Source organism: Allobosea sp. FG18, from assembly GCF_057809495.1.
Window position 1 is genome coordinate 1 of the sequence record NZ_JBMDKB010000047.1, and the last position, 18953, is coordinate 18953.

The window sequence follows — 18953 nt, forward strand, 5'->3', positions numbered from 1 at the left end:
CGACCGCCTGCACCGCGAGCCGGCCCGCGAGATCGCGCGCGACACCATCGTGCTGCTGGAGAACCGCAACCAGACCCTGCCGCTGAAGAAGCAGGGCACGATCGCGCTGGTCGGACCGCTGGCCGATTCCGGGCTCGACATCCTCGGCAGTTGGTCGGCGCAGGGCGTCGCCGAGCAGGCCATCACGGTCAAGGCCGGCATCGAGAAGGCGATCGAAGGCAAGGCGAAGCTGCTGACCGCGCGCGGCGCCAACGTGCTCGACGACCAGAAGGTCGTCGACTACCTGAACTTCCTGAACTGGGACAAGCCGGAGGTCATCCAGGATTCCCGTCCGCTCGACGTGATGATCGAGGAGGCCGTCGCCGTCGCCAACCAGGCCGATGTGGTGATCGCCGTCGTCGGCGAGGTGCGCGGCATGTCGCATGAATCGTCGAGCCGCGTCACGATCGAGATGCCCGGCTCGCAGCGCAAGCTGCTCCAGGCGTTGAAGGCGACCGGCAAGCCGCTCGTCGTCCTGCTGATGAACGGTCGCCCGCTCGCCATCGGCTGGGAAAAGGACAATGCCGACGCGCTGCTGGAGACCTGGTACGCCGGCACCGAGGGCGGCAACGCCATCGCCGACATCCTGTTCGGCGACCACAACCCCTCCGCCAAACTGCCGATCAGCTTCCCGCGCTCGGCCGGCCAGATCCCGACCTATTACAACGCGCTGCGGATCGGCCGCCCCTATACGGAGGGCAAGCCCGGCAACTACACCTCGCAATATTTCGAGGAGGAGCAGGGCGCGCTCTATCCGTTCGGCTTCGGCCGAAGCTTCAGCCAGTTCACCCTGACCGACCTCAAGCTCTCGGCCAACCGCATCAAGCGCGGCGAGAAGCTCACCGCCGAGGCGACGCTGACCAATACCGGCAGCTTCGAAGGGGCGAATGTCGTGCAGCTCTATATCGCCGATCCCTATGCCTCGATCGCGCGGCCGGTGAAGGAGCTGAAGGGCTTCCAGAAGGTGACGCTGAAGCCCGGCGAAAGCCGCATGGTGCGCTTCGAGATCGGCCCGGACCAGCTCAAGTTCGTCAATGGCGAGCTGAAGGAAGTGGTCGAGAGCGGTCAATTCGACGTGCAGCTCGGACTGGATTCGCGCGACGTGCTGCAGCAGTCGTTTGTGTTGGCGTGAGAAGGGGGCTTCGGCCCATCTCTTCATCGGAAATATCCCTCGTCGCATGATATTGCGACGAGGCTTGGATAATCGGCAATCCCGGGTCCCCGATGCTTGCTGGCAGCGAGCGTGTCCCCACGCCCGCCGTAAGCAATCGAATCGATGGCCGGGCTGGCGCTCCATCATTTGGAACTGCGTCGACCCGGACTATGCGAAGGCAGTTCCGCAGCATCACGAAAGCGCCTCATCCGTAGCACAGACGTCATAATCAAAAACGGCAACTCTTGTACGCATTCCTCATGGAATGATCGTGTGGTATGCTTTATTGAATGCCTGACGCAGAGAGTCGCGCAGGTCTACAGCCCATGCCTTCGAAGATTATACCTGTCATCATGTGCGGCGGCGCTGGAACGCGGCTATGGCCCGTTTCGCGCGACACCATGCCGAAGCAATTCATCCCACTCTTCGGCCAGGATTCGACCTTTCAACGGGTGGTGAAACTCCTGTCGAACGACAAGGTCTTCACGCCCGCGATCGTCATCACCAATGTCGAGTATCGCTTCACGGTTCAGGAGCAGCTTCAGGCCTGTGGATTGTCAGCGCAGATCGTGCTCGAGCCAATGCGGCGCGATTCTGCGGCCGCGGTCGCTGCAGCAACCGAGCTTGCGCTTGCCCGCGCCCCTGATGCCATCGTGGGCGTTTTCGCCGCTGATCACGTCGTCCAGGACGGCGATCTTTTCGTCGAAACCTGCCGCCACGCCGGCACCATCGCGGGGCAAGGGCGCATCGTCACGATCGGCATCCCCCCGACGTCTCCGGCCACGGGCTACGGCTACATCCAGCCCGGAGAGGCCATCGCGGACGGAGCCCGCCGCATCGCCGCCTTCGTAGAGAAACCCGATGCAAAGCGCGCGGCGCAGTATTTGCTGGATGGTTATCTCTGGAATTCCGGCAACTTCATTTTCGACGCAGCGACCATGCGGACGGAGCTCGAAAACTTCGAACCAGACGTCCTGACGCCGGTTTCCGAAGCCATTGCCAGAGCCGAGCCCGATCTCGATTTCCTGCTCCTCGGCGCTGCCGCTTTCAGCCAGGCCAAGACGATTTCGATCGACTATGCGGTGATGGAGCGCACTCAAAAGGCAGCCGTCGTCGCCGGCAATTTCGGCTGGTCGGACGTGGGCGGCTGGTCGGCGGTCTGGGACCTGTCCGAGAAGAACGCCGACGGCAACGTCATTGAAGGGCGCGGCTACGTCCTGAACGGCGCGAACAACCTCATCCGCTCAGAGGATGCACTGGTCGCCGTGATCGGCCTCGACGATATCGCGGTCATCTCGACGCGCGACGCCGTCCTCGTCGCCCCCAAGGCGAAGGCGGACAAGGTCAAGGAGATGGTGGCGCTCATCACCGCCCACGGCGAATCGGAAGCCGGCGCCCATCGCGAAATCCAGCGCCCCTGGGGGAAGTACCTCTCGGTCGACATGGGAGCGCGCTATCAGGTCAAGCGGATCACCGTGAAGCCGGGCGGCATTTTGTCGCTGCAGAAGCATTTCCATCGAGCCGAACACTGGGTCGTCGTGCGCGGCACCGCCGAAGTGACGCGCAACGACGAGACGATCATCGTGCATGAAACGGAATCGATCTACCTGCCGATCGGCTGCGTCCATCGCATGGCCAATCCCGGCAAGATACCGCTTGAATTGATCGAGGTTCAGGTTGGATCGTACCTTGGCGAAGATGATATCGTCCGCGTTCAAGATATTTATAAGCGCACGTGAGATGAATTCCAGCCGCTTATCTGCACATTGAGATCACACCTCGTTAGCTGTAGCGGCTCGCCTAGCTAGAACTCGTCTTTCCGATCCCGATCTCGCACTTAATCAAGCCTCGAATCTGTTGTCTACATTTTTTCAGCGATCCATCACAGTTCATTTTCCAAGAATGACGGGCAAATAATCTAATTGTTAAGATTAATTACTTTCAGGAAGGCCCTTGTAGAAGAATCTCTAAATACAACAGCAATAGGAATTTATACCTTGTCGACATCTTGGCGCCTACATGATTTCAGAACCTAGCGATGAGCAGGCGTACTGAAACACGGCTCAATTAAAGCCATTAACCTCGGCATCCTACTCTAGCTTAAAACACTTTTTCAGTATAAGTTATTTGACTGTAGCGTACGAAGCAGTGCCATATTCGCGCTTCGAATTTTTTCGATGGAATAGTTGATTTTCGAAGAGCAGATTCGGCCAATGACAGCAGATGCAAATCTCCGTTCGCTTATTCGCGCGAGCGATGCTCTAGCAACTCTAGAGAATCAGATTCGTCACCTCACTTCATTGGCATCTACAGCGGATATCGCACTTTCAGCAGAATCTGCGGTGATCGCGATCGACGCGTACGAAACAGAACTTGCACGGACGAACTCTCGATCCTACGCCTTAGAACGCGCGCTTGCCGACGCGACGATCCGAGCCGAAATCGCCGAAGCTGAACGCGATGAGGCACGCACAACCGTCGCACTCGTCGCCCAACAAGCACGGAAAGAACGCCGTCAAGCCACAGCAGCCCAAGTAGCCCTCGACTACGGCACTATCGCCAAACACAATGCCCGCGCTGAAATGGTCCAAGTTTTGCGGGATCTCTATCGCGCATCCCGTAACGCGCGCCTGCCCCTCGAAGCATTTAACGAGATGACGCCGCCAGATCGATTTTTCCGACTTCTGGATCTTGATCCGATGGTCGACGATCAATGGTATAAAGCCAATTTTTTCGACCAGATGCACCCTGAAGAATCGGCCCTGGATCACTTTAAGCGCGCTGGAGCAACAGCTGGATTCAAACCAAATAATTTCTTTGACTTTGATTGGTACGCCAAAACCTATAACCTACACAACTTGACACCGTTCGAACTACTTTTAGATTTTATGGATACTGGAGTTTGCTTGGGCCGTGATCCTGGTCCAAATTTCTCGGTCGATGGATACCTGCTTCATCATTATGATGTTGCGCAAGCCGGAAGAAACCCGCTCTCTCATTATTTGCATTGGGGAGCTTCCGAGGGCCGCAAAAAGATTTCGGCAAGCGCATGTCTTCTTGAAATTGCGACACCGTTTCGCGATGCGCTTTATGAGGCCGGCTTTGATGAAAACTGGTATTGTCAACGCTATCCTGATGTGCCGGTCAGCGGGACCGATCCGCTGTTTCATTATCTCGAATTCGGCATGTCCGAAGGACGCGATCCCGGACCCAATTTCTCGACTACTGCGTATCTAACAGATCATCCGATCATTGCCGCTAAAGGGGTAAATCCACTTGTCGACTACGCATTCACCGGCCGCTTCGAAGGCCGGCATGCTCGCCCGGTCGAGGTGGCCGACATTGCAGAGCAGGAAGTAGCTGCCGCCGCATCAGTGGCCGCTCCAATCTCATTGGAGCCTCGCTTTTCGGTTCGCAAAATTCGGCCAACACAACCTGGCGAAGCCGCCAACCCGCATGGCCCCTTGCTTGTCTGCGTCACGCATGTACCGCCCTACCCTATGCGGGCAGGGAACGAGTATCGGATTGGGCGTTTTCTTAATTGGCTCCAGGCTAAAGGCTTTCGGACCGCGATCTTGATTGGACCTCTCGACAGTCAAATCAGCGACGACCAGATCGACGAAATCGGCAAGCGATATGGCGATGTGGCAGTCGTCGAGCGCGGAGGCGAGATTCGAGTTCAGAGCCGTAGCGGTCGTTTGAGGTTTGACGCGCTTTCCGGACGAAAGATCCGTGCAATGGGACCCATCCTTGATGAGCCAGAGATTAGTCACGAGGGGACAATCCTACATCATGAACGAACTTTTTGTTTCGACGCATTGATTGAAGCCGCGTTGTGCTTGCAGAACCTTGATGAAAAGATCACTTTCTACATAAACTACATATTCATGACACGCTGGCTCCCTCTGATGGATCGAAAAAATCGCTCCTTTATCGACATGCATGACCTTTTCTCCGCGAAATTGGATCAAGTACGTTACTTTGGTGTAGCCGACGGCCTGACACTCACTGCTGAGACAGAAAGTCGCCTGATGCGAAGAGCGGATGCGATATTTGCGATTCAGTCGCGCGAGGCACAGCTAGTGCGCCGCCTCGCCCCGAATCTCACTGTTGCAACAATGGGGGTGGACTTCGACTTTGTGGATTCTGCCTCGTCTCCTAAGGGAACCCGCGTCCTTGTTGTCGGTTCCGGCAATGCCCTAAACCGAAAAGGGATGGCGGATTTCCTGCGCTTCGCCTGGAATCGAATTCGCGCCGCTGTTCCTCAGGCCGAACTGCGCATTGTTGGGAGCATGGGCGCCGAAGTGTCAAACGGCATACCCGGCGTCACACCGCTCGGAATTGTAGACGACTTGACGTCGGAATATCGAGCCGCACGCCTCGTCATTAATCCAGTCGTAGCAGGTACAGGTCTAAAAGTAAAAAGTGTCGAGGCACTCTCACACTTTCGGCCACTCGTTGCTTGGCCGAACGGCGTCGATGGCATTGCAACGGACCTTCTAACGAACTGCTCTGTCGTCCGCTCTTGGCCCGAATTCGCGGACGCGGTCATCTCCAAGCTAGTAACCCCGCCACGACTGCCCACGTCGTCAACACGCACGCAGCTTTCTAAGCGTTTTGGCGGGGATACCGTCTACGCCGAAGCGGGACGCTGGTTGGGTGTTGAACGAAGCTTATTCGGGCGCTATATGGTCGCGCAGCAGCCTTCTGGCTGGTGGAGCAAGCATAAACGAACGAAATTGGTATGATTGCCCCGATCTTTCGCTCGCCATCGCTGTCAATCGTCTTGTGTTTGACGCGGCCACAAATTTTTTCCCTGGGATTGCCCCTAGACGCTGGCAAAGTCCTTGGTGATGACCTCGAATGGGCTGCCGCAGAAGCATGCGTTGATCTGGTTGTTCTCGACGCCGAGCCACCGGAAATCGTGAGTGGCTCACTAAACTTTAGGGCACATGACGGACGGCTGGCCCCAGCGCGGCTTTTAGAGGAGATCAGGAGCCGTGCTGAAGCGCGCAAGGCAGACTTACTCGTCATTTTCGGGCTGGCGCGCCCGCTGATTGAAAGTATACGCGCTCTCCAAGCACTAGTGCGAAAGGATCCACTAACGGGACTTGCCGTGCCGCGCCTTGGCCTAGCCCGAGGATCAGAGGTCTGGACGCTTGCCGAACGTCCCGCCGCCGATAGGCTACAAATGCATCGCAGAGTCTTGCTCGATTTACCTCCTTCGCAAATCCACTCCGAGACTTTCGAGCCCGTGACACTCGTTCGAGCGGATGCGCTGGCAGGCATTGTTGCACCTTCATGCTACGAAAATTTTGGTACTTGCTTGCGTGCTTGGTTTTCCGAACTTCGTCGCGCCGGCTTCTCGACCGTCCTCGACAATCGCCGTATTGTGCCGGTGCTCGGGCCACCAGAGACCTGCGGCGGATTGCCAATGGGAGACGACATCGAGCGCCTTGCGCGGAACGCTGATACGAATGCCGTAGTAAAGCGGCTTGAGCGTGATGAAGCTTTGCGGTTTGAGCGACTTGCGGCCGCAATTCGTGGCGATGAGTGCGCGGGCCCGCGCCTCCTTCTTGACGCACGTAACATGGAGCCTGGATTTAACGGCACTGCAGTCAGTATTCTGGGAGTTCTCCGTGGACTCAACCACCGCGGCCTTGACGATAACGTTGTCGTCCTAGTTCTACCACAGTCTCGGACCTTCCATGAACTCGATAAGATTTTTCCGAACGTTACATTTTTGATCGAAGTTGGGTCGCAACGATACGACACGGTGCTACGGCTAAGCCAAGTCTGGGACATGGAACTCTGGCGCGAGATCCATGGCTGGGGCCGCGCAATTGGATGCGCTCTTCTTGATTCAATAGGAATCGATACGGTCTACCTTTCGGAAGAGTCGCATATTCGCGCCTTTCAATTTGCAGGGGAACACACTGACGGCCTTCTTTTCAATTCTGCCTATACGTGCGACCTCTTCTCAAGAAGGTTTCCGATGCGCGCCGACATGCCACGCTCTGTTTATCATCACAGCTTCGATCTATCTGAATATCAACGTGAGGTGGAGAAAAAGCCCCCCCCTCAACGGAATACGATCTTCGTAGTCGGCAATAACTTACGCCATAAAGACGTCGCTTCAACCGTCGATGTACTTGCAAATGCCTTCCCGTTCCAGCGTGTGACATGCCTCGCCCAGTTACCCTTCGAGCTTGGTAACGTCGAAGCACACGCAAGCGGCAAACTCTCGCATGACCAAATTGCGTATATGTATGCGGAAGCTAAGGTCGTAGTCTATCCGAGCTTTTACGAGGGTTTCGGATTGCCAATCCTAGAGGGCCTTGCCGCCGGCGCAACAGTCGTAGCACGCGCAAGCCCCTTACTCGAAGAGATCGCCGGTGAAATATCACCAGGGAAGGCCCGGCTTGCGAAGTTTAGCACGGTTGATGAGCTCGTTACGATGGTTTATCGCCTGCTAAACAACGAGGATATTATTGAGGTTACACTCGGACAATCTTTGATGCTTAACGCCCGACCACTCGACTGGGCAGGCGTCGCGGGTCGCGTGGTTGAATTCGGCCAGCGGCTCGCGCGGGAAGCTGACGGCGCACGCTGGCGTGCACGCGAACGCATTTTCCGTCAGATGGCGCATAGCAGGTAAGGCTCGCATGACAAAACTTCGTGTCCTGACTCTGCTCGCACGCTTCGGCACCACATCTTATGCCGGAGCAGATGAGAAAATCGAGCGGATCTTTGCACGCGCAGCCCCTGAAGTCGAACATCATGTATTGATCGTCGACAATGCGCTGCCACCCGATTACTTCGAGAGACTTTCTGATACGAAGGAGATCCTCGGCGGAGATACTGCCTTTCGCGAATTCAGCGGGTTCGATAAAGCATTGGATAGAATCGGCTCGCAAGTCTTCGATTATGACGTCATTCATCTCGCGACCGCGGCCTACGATCAATACTATACGCGCTACACGGAACGCTTCGACATAGAAATTCTACACCTCGTAGCGAAGGGCGGCGTTGCCCTGGGGCATATTGATGCCTATCCCATGATGATTTCGGCGTATGGTTTCGAATCCCAATATTGGATCCGCTCGTCGTGGGTCATGGCAGCGCCGGTTGATTTGGCATTGCTCGGACCGCTTGCGTATGCTCGGCGCAAGCCTCTTTTTTCTGGCAACCCGGCGCAGCCATTCCGCCCGGATAATCCGCTCTCTCCCGGTTATCTGAAGTTGATCAGCGATTGGCTGACCTCAGATCAAGGCACCGGTCAAGGCACGGCTTGGCATTCCCACTTTACGCTATCCGCCGAGACGTTACCTCTTTTCGAAGACAAGGCTCTTGCTATTATCAACGAGCACATGCTCACCGTCAGACTCCGCGCTCAAGGTACTCGTATTATCGATCAGACTTGGCTTGCGGGGTTGCGTGCTGTGAACTCATCAATACCATCGGTTTTTCCGACTTGGCGCAGGCAGCTCGCCGCTCGCGATGATGTGCCTACTCTACCCACGCCGTCGCAACCGCCAACCTAGAAAAGCTCAGCGATACCAGTCCGCAATTGTGTCCCACGCCTCATCCTCAGTCCAGCCGGAGGCGTAATGCGCAACGTTATCAAAATTGACGCGCATTATCGGTTCAACAAAATCCACCTGAACCTTCAGATCTAAGGCACAAGGCAAATCAAGGCGCGGGCGCATCGCAGATGCAAAGCGCTCGGCAAAACGTCCCTGCTCCTCAACATACCCCGACGGGTTGAGACGCGATCGCGGAAGGCCAGCAGCAACCTCTGCCACGAAGCCGACATAGGCCCTGGAGAGCAGCGAGACGTGAATGTTATCACGTACATAAGATGGTGTATTAACGGCTGCAACTCGCCCTTCTTTCCACGTGCGGATAAGATAAGCGCAGAAGCGGGCTTCCTCCAGTGGACCGAATGGGTTGGGAATGACGAACTTGGCAAACGGCACACCAATGTCGCCGCACGTATGACGAACATATCCCGCAGTTATGCCCTTAGAGACGCCATAGGATGAGAACGCCCGCATGGGTGCCTCGCCCACGCCCTCGCCCTCCTCAAAAACGCTACCTGTCAACACCAAGGCCTTTAACCCAGCATCGGCCATGGTCGAAAGAACCTGGCGCAAGTTACGTGTGTTCGCGGCCAACGCCCCCGCAACGTCAAAATCTGGGTCACGGTAATCGCCGACCTGCGCTGCGTGGTGGCCGAGTACATCGTAGCCCCGCTTGGCCATGGCGAGAAAGGCAGGGCTACCAAATGGAATGTCAAATGCAAGTTCAGCAAACCCTTCGAGTCGCCGAACCCGTTCTGCCCTGACGCCCTCGCTGTAAGCTGCACGCGGGCGCATGAGCGTTGCTACCACCTCGTGGCCGGCCTCGGCGAGCGATCGCGCAAACCAGTAACCGGTGAACGAGCTCGCACCAGTAAGAAGAACTTTCATAACGTCAAAGGTCCCGCATCGCTTCCAATCCGTGAAACTCCGTGTTCAAATCCGGCCAGTTGCGATCCTTGTCGGAAATCTCGGTTGGCTCGACCGGCCATTCAATTCCGATTGCCGCATCGTTCCACCGAAGCCCCCGCTCAGCACGAGGGGCGTAGTGATCTGAAACAAAATACAGAGCTTCAACATCATCCTTTAGCGTGATGAAGCCATGAGCAAATCCTTTCGGAACATACATCATAGTCCGATTTTCTTCAGACAATTCTGCGCCGAACCATTTTCCGAACGAAGGAGAGCCCGCACGCAAATCTACGATGACATCGAACAAAGCTCCTCGCAGGCAGCGCACGATCTTCACTTCGGCAGAAGGCGGCAGCTGATAATGCATGCCTCGCAGCGTACCTTTTTGGGCGCTAAGCGATGTGTTCGCCTGAGCATACCGCGAGACAAGGCCCTGATCCGCAAATTCTCTCTCGCAAAAGAAGCGCGCGAAAAAGCCGCGATCATCCCCTCTCTTCTCAAGATTGATCAGATAAGCGCCTTGAAGTGACGTAGGTTCAAAGATCACAGCCGTATCCTTCGCAGCCTGTTACGTGCGTCGCCAGCGCAATTCCTGGCTTAAACGGCCAGCGGTGATGTGGCCTTCGAGCGTTTTCAGTCGCATTAACGGAGAGACACGAAAGTCGGCATCGTCAAACTTCATGGCCATCATGCCATCGCGCAACCGTTCGATGGAACGCGCGAGCGTAAGTTGCGGCTGTGCCTGAGGCGCTATTTGACGATAAAGTCCGAAATCCACTTTATAGCTGCGCTTGTCAGGTGGAGCGTCGGTATTAATCGAAACCTTGGTGCTTGGCACGGCACGTGCAACTGCCTCGGCGAGTTCGCGAACCTGGAAATTCCCCGAATCCGTACCGACGTTTACGGACAGAAATGCTCCGCCATTTGTTGTCTCGCGATGAATCGCCCAATCGATCGCCCGCGCCATATCCTCGACGTCGATGAGCGGCCGCCATGGCGAACCGTCAGATAATACAGTGATTTGGCCGGACGAAACCGCACAAGCAACGAAATCATTGAGGACCAAATCGAGACGGAGCCGATCAGACCAGCCGCAAGCCGTTGCGAAGCGCAGCGACGTTACAATCATCGCTCCGCGATCCATAGCTTGGAGCGCACGTTCGGTACCGATCTTCGAACGAGCGTAAGCAGTTAGAGGATTCGTCGGATCGCTCTCCTTGCGCGCGCCCCCTTCCGCATAGCCGTACAAGGAACAGCTTGAAGCAAACACAAAGCTCTTAACGCCGGCGTCTCGAGCCAGTGCAGCGAGACGCTCTGAAGCCTTTTGATTCACTTCGCCCGTCACATCTTCAAATTTTGAACCCATCGGGTCGTTTGAGATGGCGGCTAAATGGACTACGGCGTCAACGTCTTGCAGCAACTCCCCCGGAAGCTCGCGCACGTCACCATAAATCTGACGATCGAGTACAGCCTCAGGCAGCGTAGTAGCGCCGGTTAGCGACTGCCCAAAGAACGCGCTGTCGAAGCCGACGAGTTCGACCCGAGGATATCGTGCGCGCAAGGCCCTGGCCAAAACGGGGCCAACGTATCCCATGTTGCCCGTAATCAAGATACGCATAGAACTTCCTTTCTAATCCGCAGGCTCAACCTCACCAAATTTTCCAAGGCGCCTTGCCCTTGTTCCACAGATCTTCCAGGTGACGCTTATCGCGCAATGTATCCATAGGCTGCCAGAAGCCTTGGTGGAAATGCACATTCATCTCGCCTTCGGCGGCAAGACGCTCCATTGGCTCGCGTTCCCAAATTGTCGCATCGCCATCGATATAACCTCCAACCTTTGGCGACAGAACGAAGAAGCCGCCATTGATCCACCCTCCGTCGCCTACAGGCTTTTCTTGGAAGCCCGTGACGAGTTGGCCGTCATAAGTAAGCGCGCCAAAGCGCCCTGGCGGCTGTACTCCCGTAACAGTTGCAAGCCGGCCAGACTGCGTGTGCAAATCAATCACAGCGCGAATATCCACGTCCCCGACACCGTCACCATAGGTTAGGCAAAAAGCCACATCGTCGCCAATGTAAGGTAGAATACGCTTGATCCGCCCACCGATCATCGTATCCTCACCGGTCTCAACAAGAGTGATACGCCAAGGCTCAGCGTAATTTTTATGTATCACTACCTGATCCGAAGCAAGATCAAAAGTGACATCCGAAGAATGCAAACGGTAATTTTGAAAAAACTCTTTAATCACATAACCTTTATATCCCAAACAGACTATAAATTCTGAGATCCCATGCGAAAAATATATTTTCATTATATGCCAAAGTATTGGCCTTCCGCCGATTTCGATCATAGGCTTAGGTTTCAACTGCGTTTCTTCGGCGAAACGCGTACCGAGCCCGCCGGCTAGGATTACAGCCTTCATCAATACTCCCCCGCACCACCCGCGGTAGGGACAAGCGCTTCTAACGCTGCCAGCCGCGTTTTAAGTTCCATGTTCTCCGCGCGCAACTTTCCGATGAGCGCCATGTCCTCGCTGCAAGCCGATAAACGCTCCGCTGCCGTTGCGCCAGGGCGCCAAACATTCCAGCCCTCAACCTCGTCGCAGAGTAAATTTTGATGACGCTCGGGCGCGTACGGTTCGCGCGCGAAGACGGCACAAAAATCGTTCCAGATGTCGCCGTGCCTTGGTCGAACGAAGCTCTCGACCAGCGTAGTTACGTAACCACAAGCACCAGCCCAGCGGGCAAGAGCATGGCCGGCATCTGGGTAAAAGCGCCAATTATCGCTTGGATAGCGATGATACCAGCCATTTGACGGCGCGTTCAGGTAAAAAAAGCCACCAGGTTTCAATACCCGCATACATTCCGCAAATGTCATCCAAAAAAAATCGTCATGCTCAAATTGAGAAGTCGAAATAACGGCATCGACTACCCCATCAGACAAAGGCAGCGACCCGCGCGGCGCAACGACCACATCGACACCAGCCGTGGGCTCGAAATCAAACCCAATATACGTCGTCCCCAACGGCGCGAATGAGCGGAAAGATCCATTAACATCGGCTGCGCCGATCTCAACCACGACGCTGGCAGGCTGCGATACATACGCTCGAAGGAACCGCCGCCCCAAATCGTAGGCCGTATCGTGCATTAAACCTTCCTTGGAAAGCGCGAAAATCAATATCAAACTATATGCAAGCGGTTACCAATAACTGCGGAGGTGCGCCACCTAAAACTTACAACATAATCCCTAGACGCCTTGTGTTGGGCTCCGCATTAGCGCCTGCCGAGCAAAATCATCTTCTGGCTCCAAAGCCTGGATAAGGGCAATCACTGTGGCAAATTTGCTCGCCTGCCCCGCGCGATCCGCTGCGGCTGCAGCGAGTCGCAGGGATGGCAGGTCCCGCGGATTCAAAAGAACGAGGCGAGCGCCGTAGTAGGAAGCTACCTCTGCCGAACTCACCTCAAGCGCTGCAGAGACAAGCTCGAACAAAATCGAGATATCTACGGGAAAGGCATTATGTGCTCGTTCCAAGATCGCGAAAGCCGTCCGCGGACGAGTGCCTTTGATCAGTCGGGCCCGCAGAAGCCGCATCTCCGCAGTATGACGAGCCCCGGGATCCAGTAGATGGCCGAGCATTCCGGCGATTCGTGCGCGCCCGATGTCGCCAGAGAGCACGCGACATACTGCCTCTGCCCGGAACCACTCGCCTGCCAGACGACGAGAAGCGGGTGTTTCTGCTCCTCGCGCCAGAATAGTTACCGCCTGTTCCCAGCGAGTCGTAGCCGCCTCCCAATTGCCAGCTCGCATCTCGACTCGAGCAAGCCCTTCCAAGAAGCGTACATCGCCGGGCGCAGCCGCCAGGCCGCAGACAAAGCTTGTTCGAGCAGCCTCAAGGTCGCCCATCTCCTTCGCCACGTTACCGAATTGAAGCTGAGCATTGATATTATCGGGATCAATTTCAAGTAACTGCGCCCAAGCCCTACGGGCTGCAGCGAAGCGACGTCGAGTTTGAGCCATGCTCGCAGCGACAACAAGGCGCGTTATCACGATCTTCTTCAGCCACGCATTCATTGACAAGCCCGTTTTTCATGGACACGTATACATACGAACTAAGGAATTTTTCCCTTAAATTATTTGGTCTGTGATGACTTACAAGGCAAATGCGCCTATCCAGCGCATCGTTTTTGACGTCACTGCGTTAATGCACGAGCCTGCCGGCGCAGTGTTTTCGTTAGATTTGGCGCATGCGCTCGTATCCAATCCTATCCCCACGGCCCTCCCCGTCACGCTCGCTTTCCTGTCCAGTGACGGATTTATGTTGACCACGCAGGAGGCGGTTCAAGCCGCTCGCGCTGGCTTTCCCCGTGAAACTCAGAACGCGACCGCAATCCGGCACGATTCGCCAGGCGAAATGCGGCTCAGTATTTCATCTCTACGCACCATGCGCCTTGCCGAAATCGTACGGTGGAAATCCATCGCGGCCGAACGCGCAGCGGGCGTTCTGCCGGCTTCCAGCACGGTCCGCGCTCAAACCCTTCAACTCACGGCTCACGACGCGCTCGTGGTGATCTTCAATCGAACGCCCGCCGACACATCCCGTCTCGATGCCCTGATGCTGCAAGTCGAGCAAGCAGGCACATATTTCGTCGCCCTAGCCCCCGACCCGCGCCCGCTCGATACACCGCATCTCTTCGCACCAATCGAAATTGAGGTTCTGACAGAGCTGTGGGGCGAGCTTCCTTGGATTGCGGATCTGATTTTTTGCATGGGTGAGGCAGCTGCGAACGCAGGCAGGATCCACGCCATCAGACGTCGAGCCCCAGCGCGAATCGAAGGCATTCCAGAGACCGTCGCCAATCTGACATGTCCGCCGCTTTCAGAAACCTTGCAACGGACCGCACTGTGTGTCGGGCCGATCGGCGACGCGGGCCGACAAGCAACTCTGGTGGAAGCCGTTCTTGCCGCCTTCGCGGATGGCCGGCTCCAACGCGGACGTGATCATTTGGTCATTGCCGGCTCAGATGCATATGGCGGGGCGGCAGTCAGAGAACGTATCACGCGCAACCCTGCCGCGAACGGAACGATCAAGATCGTTCAAGCTCCCTCTCGTAGCGAGATTTTGCGCCTCATCGAGAGCTGCCGTGCACTCGTTGACGTAGGAGTTCCCGGATGGGGCGGTGCGGGCCTCGCAGCTGCGGCGACCGCCGGAAGGCCCCTCGTCACCGGCCTTGATCCACTCGACCTATATTCATGGGGCGACGCAATTGCCGCAGCTATTGCTACGACCGCCCCGCCCACCCCGTCGATAGACTCAAGGGAAATCGCGCATGCTTTCATCGATGCGCTCCATAACAGCTCTCACGAATGAAGCACCGTATCTTCGGCCTTGGTACTTATCCTATAGTACAGCCGCTGGAGGGGGGACAGCGTCGCGCTGCCGCTTTTCAACGTTTCTACGACACTATTGGAATTGACTACATATATGCTTGCGTATACGATCGAAATTCTTATGATACGCATCAAACAAGCCAGCTCGATCGACCTTTTTTTCCTTGCGAGCCGGCGCTATGGAGAGCGCGATACACATCTGATCTGGAAGCTGGAGAATTCGCGGCTCGCGATCCCGATATTTTTGCAAGTTTCGCACGTGCCATCCTCTCAGCTGAACCTCACGCGCTGCAACTCGAACAACCTTTCCTCTGGCCACTTGTCAAACGCCTCAGGCAGTCGGACGACTTCCGCAAAGTGCCCCTTATCTACTCCTCTCACAACGTCGAAGCGCCTCTGCGTGCAGCAGTGCTCCAGCTTGATGGTGCGACAGCAGAGGCCGCTCGCCGCGTACAAGCCCGCATCGAACGCATTGAGCGCGAGTGCGTGGAAGCCTCAACACTCGTAGTAGCAGTCAGCCATTCTGATGCGAGCGCCTATGCCAGCTGGGGGTCGGATGCACTTGTTGTTCGGAATGGTTGCAATCCACCCAGTTTGGAGAGGCGCCCACCACCAGGACACCAGGCGCTTGATAGCAATCCATATGCAGTCTTTGTCGGTGGACCGTATCTGCCTAATATTGACGGCTTCGCCAGTTACCTCCTGCACCCAGATGCGCTCTTCAACCTTCCACCGCGCCCTTGCGTGGCGCTCTGCGGCGGTATCGGAAAAGCGCTTCCCACTGACTCTCGCCATGCACCACTTGCCAACGCGCTGGCGCGACGAACAGCGCTCTTCCCCAGACCGGACGATGAGGAACTAAACTGGCTGTATGCATATGCCCGGGCGGCGATCCTGCCAGTTCGTATCGGCGGGGGCGGCAATCTGAAAACAGCCGAGGCTCTGGCCTCCGGCCTACCTATTATCGCCAGCCGCCATGCAATGCGCTCATTCGAAGACTTCTTCGATGCCCCCGGCATCACCATTGCTGACAATCCGGTAACTTTCGTCAAAGGAATGGTTGCGGTTCTTCGCGACGATCCGCCTTCTCTCGACCCCACGGAACAGTCGCGCCGCAGAAAACTGCATTGGCATCATGTCTTCTCCGAATCCGGGCTCGCTGAACGAGTTGAGGTGCTCATTGGCGCCTCGTCTCTGGCGCGGGCTGCAAGTTTCGATTATTGAGTACATTGCAATAGCTGGGCCAGTGCACAGGAAGACAGGTCGAACCGCAAATGAAGAATGATGAAAGGAACGTGAGCACGCCCACGAGACCAACTCCTAGGCAGAAGCGAGAGACCACGAAGGTAGTTAAAGAGCCAGCAATGGCGCCTAACGCTGGAGTCGATGCCCTACAGAGTGGGCACAGCCACTACTCTAACGCGCTTTCAGCGCAACCCGATGGTGATCAGCACCTACGACCCAAGCATCTCTCGCGCCCAGCGCAAGCAGGCGGCCGAGTTGAGGGGCAGGAAGAGCGCGCCTCCTTCGAAAAACGCCCTGCCATTGAAGAGACGCTAGATGAGATGCGTTCGTTGATCAACAAACTTGAAGGCGACCTTTCAAGAGAGCGCCAGCTTAGATTTGACATTTATCGCCATGCAACCTTGGCCTTCGATCGGCTCGCTGAGGTCGAACGAGCTTGGATGGACGCCTCCGCAGTGATCATCTCACTCCGTCGAGACAACGCAGAGTTGACCATCGAATCTCTCGCCAAGAAGGGAGAACTGCAACAACTATTGACCGAACACGACCAGCTGACCAAAGAAATTCATCGGTTATACAACCGCGTCACTGAAGCCGAGGAACGCGCCTTGTCCGCCGATCGATTGCGCGACGAAAAAGCAGCGATGGAAGCCCGCTTTACTCAGATCGACCGCGAGCGCGCCGCACAAGCTTCTCAACTTGAGGCCGCTGCGATCGGACTTCAGAAGCGCGCAGAAAATGCTATTGCCACTATCGTGCAACAACAACTAAGCCCAGCACCGGGAGCAGAAGAAGAAAATCTACCAACTACAACTGATCTACTACCGCAGATGAGCCTCGGACAGAGCGCACGGCGACACAACGGTGCAATCCATATTTCCAGCGGCGCAAAAGGGCACGCCATATTTGGGCCGTCACGCCCTCTCCAGACGGGCGAATATTTACTTGAATTCGACCTAGAATTACAGGGCCGGCTCCTCCTTACAAGGAAGCAGGTTTGCACCATTGAGGTCGTCTCCGGCGATGACTTTATAGCACAAAGAGATCTTTCTAGCACGGATCTCAAATCAAAATCGATTAGCCTACCTTTCCAGATATCACCGTCCTTTTCTGGCAGGAATATAGAATTTCGACTTTGGACATATGGTTTAACACATATGACGATCAGGCGACTTTCTCTTGAGGCAACGTCATAAGTCACCTGAATCTCAAGATTTGAGCGAGCATCGGCGCGGCCTTTATCTATATCCAATCCTACAGGTACCTGCCCCGTTGAGTTTTCGGACGTCAATCTAACGCATGGTCGGCTTTGCTGGCCTGCCGTCGGCTTCGTGGACACCGCGATTGGGTATTTGATCTGAGCCTGATCCGAGACCGTTTGCTAGACCGCCGGAGGTTGGAGTTTCCGGCCTTCGATCACGGCGGTAGGCTGGGTGTTCCGCCGGGATTCTGCAGCAGGATCGGGGGCTTGTTGCCGATGGCCCCGTGCGGCCGATCCTCGTTATAATATCGAGCCAAACCTCCATCTTTTCGGCCGCATCCGCAAGTGTCAGGAACCAGTGCGTGTTCAGGCACTCGCTGCGGAAGCGGCCATTGAACGCCTCGATGAAGGCGTTATCGGGTGTGACCTGTGACCTGAGATCCATTTCTCCTCCGGCCTGAGGGAGAGTCCTGGGTTTCATTTCCGGCCTCAGGCGGCCTGTTTTTCCAGCTCGGATTTGAGGGCGAACTCGGCGGGCGTGATGTTGCCGAGGGCCGAGTGGGGTCGGTTCCGGTTGTAGTCCTCCTTCAATGAGGTGATGGCGCTTCGGGCCTCGGCGAGCGCCGAGAACAGGGTATCGTTGAGGCACTCGTCCCGGAAGCGTCCGTTGAAGCTCTCGACGAAGGCGTCCTGCGTGGGCTTGCCGGGGGCGATGTAGTGCCACGCGACGCCGGTCTCCTGGCACCAGCGCAGGATCGCCATCGAGGTGAACTCGGTGCCGTTGCCGGACACGATCGTCGCCGGCCGGCCGCGCTGGCGAATGACGCCATCCAGCTCGCGAGCCACGCGCAGGCCCGAGAGTGAGGTGTCGGCGACGAGTGCCAGGCACTCGCGCGTATAGTCGTCGACGATGGCGAGCACCCTGAAGCGACGACCGTCCGAGATCGTGTCGGACAGAAAATCAAGGCCCCAGCGCGCATTGGCCCGATCAGGCACGAGCATGGGCCTGCGCGTGCCCAGTGCCCGTTTGCGGCCGCCGCGCCGGCGCACCTGCAACTTCTCCTCGCGATAGAGCCGCCGCAGATTCTTCTGGTTCATCACGATGCCCTGGCGGTCCAGCATGATGTGGATCCTGCGGTAGCCGAACCGCCGGCGCTCTCCTGCCACGGCCTTCATCGCCTCGCGCAACAGGGCATCGTCCGGCCGGGTGCTCGTGTAGCGCACCGTCGAGCGGTCGATCTTCAAGGCCAGGCACGCCCGACGCTGGCTCACCGCATGCACCGAGCAGGCATGAGCCACCGCCTTCCGCTTCGCGTCGGGCGTCACCATTTTTTGCGGCGACGTCCTTCAGGATCGCGTTGTCGAGCATCTGTTCGGCCAGCATGCGGATTCCGACGTGAAGCCGGCCGGCATTCCGATCAATATCCGGCCACCGTT

Annotated in this window: 14 protein-coding genes and 2 pseudogenes; 8 read left to right on the top strand and 8 right to left on the bottom strand. The window is 56.6% G+C overall.

What is annotated here, in order from left to right; genetic code table 11:
* The 5 genes from ACODTJ_RS28120 to ACODTJ_RS28140 all read left to right on the top strand — a co-directional run.
* Window positions 1-1171 (top strand): glycoside hydrolase family 3 C-terminal domain-containing protein (locus ACODTJ_RS28120; protein WP_488851392.1); only part of this gene is annotated, 1171 nt, incomplete at its 5' end.
* A gap of 347 nt (window positions 1172-1518) precedes the next feature.
* Window positions 1519-2931, top strand: a complete 1413-nt coding sequence (locus ACODTJ_RS28125; RefSeq protein WP_488851394.1) for a mannose-1-phosphate guanylyltransferase/mannose-6-phosphate isomerase — start codon at window positions 1519-1521, stop codon at window positions 2929-2931.
* A gap of 447 nt (window positions 2932-3378) precedes the next feature.
* Window positions 3379-5940 carry a glycosyltransferase gene (locus ACODTJ_RS28130; protein ID WP_488851396.1) on the top strand — a complete coding sequence of 854 codons (2562 nt, stop codon included), beginning with the start codon at window positions 3379-3381 and terminating at the stop codon, window positions 5938-5940.
* Window positions 5937-7850, top strand: coding sequence for a glycosyltransferase (locus tag ACODTJ_RS28135; RefSeq protein ID WP_488851398.1), 1914 nt, complete (start codon window positions 5937-5939; stop codon window positions 7848-7850). Before ACODTJ_RS28130 ends, ACODTJ_RS28135 begins: the two co-directional genes overlap by 4 nt.
* Before the next feature lie 7 nt (window positions 7851-7857).
* Window positions 7858-8736, top strand: coding sequence for a hypothetical protein (locus tag ACODTJ_RS28140; protein WP_488851400.1), 879 nt, complete (start codon window positions 7858-7860; stop codon window positions 8734-8736).
* Between the two features lie 6 nt (window positions 8737-8742).
* Here ACODTJ_RS28140 and ACODTJ_RS28145 read toward each other — a convergent pair whose 3' ends face one another.
* From ACODTJ_RS28145 to ACODTJ_RS28170, 6 genes are all read right to left on the bottom strand, one after another.
* A complete protein-coding gene (locus tag ACODTJ_RS28145; RefSeq protein ID WP_488851402.1) occupies window positions 8743-9663 on the bottom strand; it encodes an NAD-dependent epimerase/dehydratase family protein in 921 nt (306 codons plus the stop codon).
* A 4-nt stretch (window positions 9664-9667) separates the two neighbouring features.
* Window positions 9668-10231 carry a dTDP-4-dehydrorhamnose 3,5-epimerase gene (rfbC, locus tag ACODTJ_RS28150; RefSeq protein WP_488851404.1) on the bottom strand — a complete coding sequence of 188 codons (564 nt, stop codon included), beginning with the start codon at window positions 10229-10231 and terminating at the stop codon, window positions 9668-9670.
* Window positions 10232-10252: 21 nt separating this feature from the next.
* A complete protein-coding gene (locus ACODTJ_RS28155; RefSeq protein WP_488851406.1) occupies window positions 10253-11302 on the bottom strand; it encodes an NAD-dependent epimerase/dehydratase family protein in 1050 nt (349 codons plus the stop codon).
* A 31-nt stretch (window positions 11303-11333) separates the two neighbouring features.
* Window positions 11334-12104, bottom strand: a complete 771-nt coding sequence (gene rfbF, locus ACODTJ_RS28160; protein WP_488851408.1) for a glucose-1-phosphate cytidylyltransferase — start codon at window positions 12102-12104, stop codon at window positions 11334-11336.
* The gene (locus ACODTJ_RS28165) at window positions 12104-12829 is read right to left on the bottom strand and encodes a methyltransferase domain-containing protein (protein ID WP_488851410.1); all 726 of its coding nucleotides are present in this window, start codon (window positions 12827-12829) and stop codon (window positions 12104-12106) included. The genes rfbF and ACODTJ_RS28165 overlap by 1 nt, the downstream gene beginning before the upstream one ends.
* Before the next feature lie 99 nt (window positions 12830-12928).
* Window positions 12929-13753 carry a tetratricopeptide repeat protein gene (locus ACODTJ_RS28170; RefSeq protein ID WP_488851412.1) on the bottom strand — a complete coding sequence of 275 codons (825 nt, stop codon included), beginning with the start codon at window positions 13751-13753 and terminating at the stop codon, window positions 12929-12931.
* Window positions 13754-13826: 73 nt separating this feature from the next.
* Between ACODTJ_RS28170 and ACODTJ_RS28175 the strand changes: the two genes are divergently transcribed.
* The 3 genes from ACODTJ_RS28175 (at window position 13827) to ACODTJ_RS28185 (ending at window position 17511) form a co-directional block, all read left to right on the top strand.
* Window positions 13827-15050: a hypothetical protein gene (locus tag ACODTJ_RS28175; protein WP_488851414.1), complete on the top strand. Its 1224-nt coding sequence runs from the start codon at window positions 13827-13829 to the stop codon at window positions 15048-15050.
* Entirely contained in the window at window positions 15047-16294 is a 1248-nt protein-coding gene (locus ACODTJ_RS28180; RefSeq protein WP_488851416.1) for a glycosyltransferase, read from the top strand. The genes ACODTJ_RS28175 and ACODTJ_RS28180 overlap by 4 nt, the downstream gene beginning before the upstream one ends.
* A gap of 140 nt (window positions 16295-16434) precedes the next feature.
* On the top strand, window positions 16435-17511 hold the full coding sequence (locus tag ACODTJ_RS28185) for a hypothetical protein (protein ID WP_488851418.1): 1077 nt from the start codon (window positions 16435-16437) through the stop codon (window positions 17509-17511).
* A gap of 220 nt (window positions 17512-17731) precedes the next feature.
* On the opposite strand, the pseudogene ACODTJ_RS28190 reads toward ACODTJ_RS28185, so the two are convergent.
* Together ACODTJ_RS28190 and ACODTJ_RS28195 are read right to left on the bottom strand one after the other, a co-directional pair.
* Window positions 17732-17934, bottom strand: a pseudogene (locus ACODTJ_RS28190) (integrase core domain-containing protein); the annotation flags it as partial.
* 71 nt (window positions 17935-18005) lie between these two features.
* Window positions 18006-18953, bottom strand: a pseudogene (locus tag ACODTJ_RS28195) (IS3 family transposase); the annotation flags it as partial.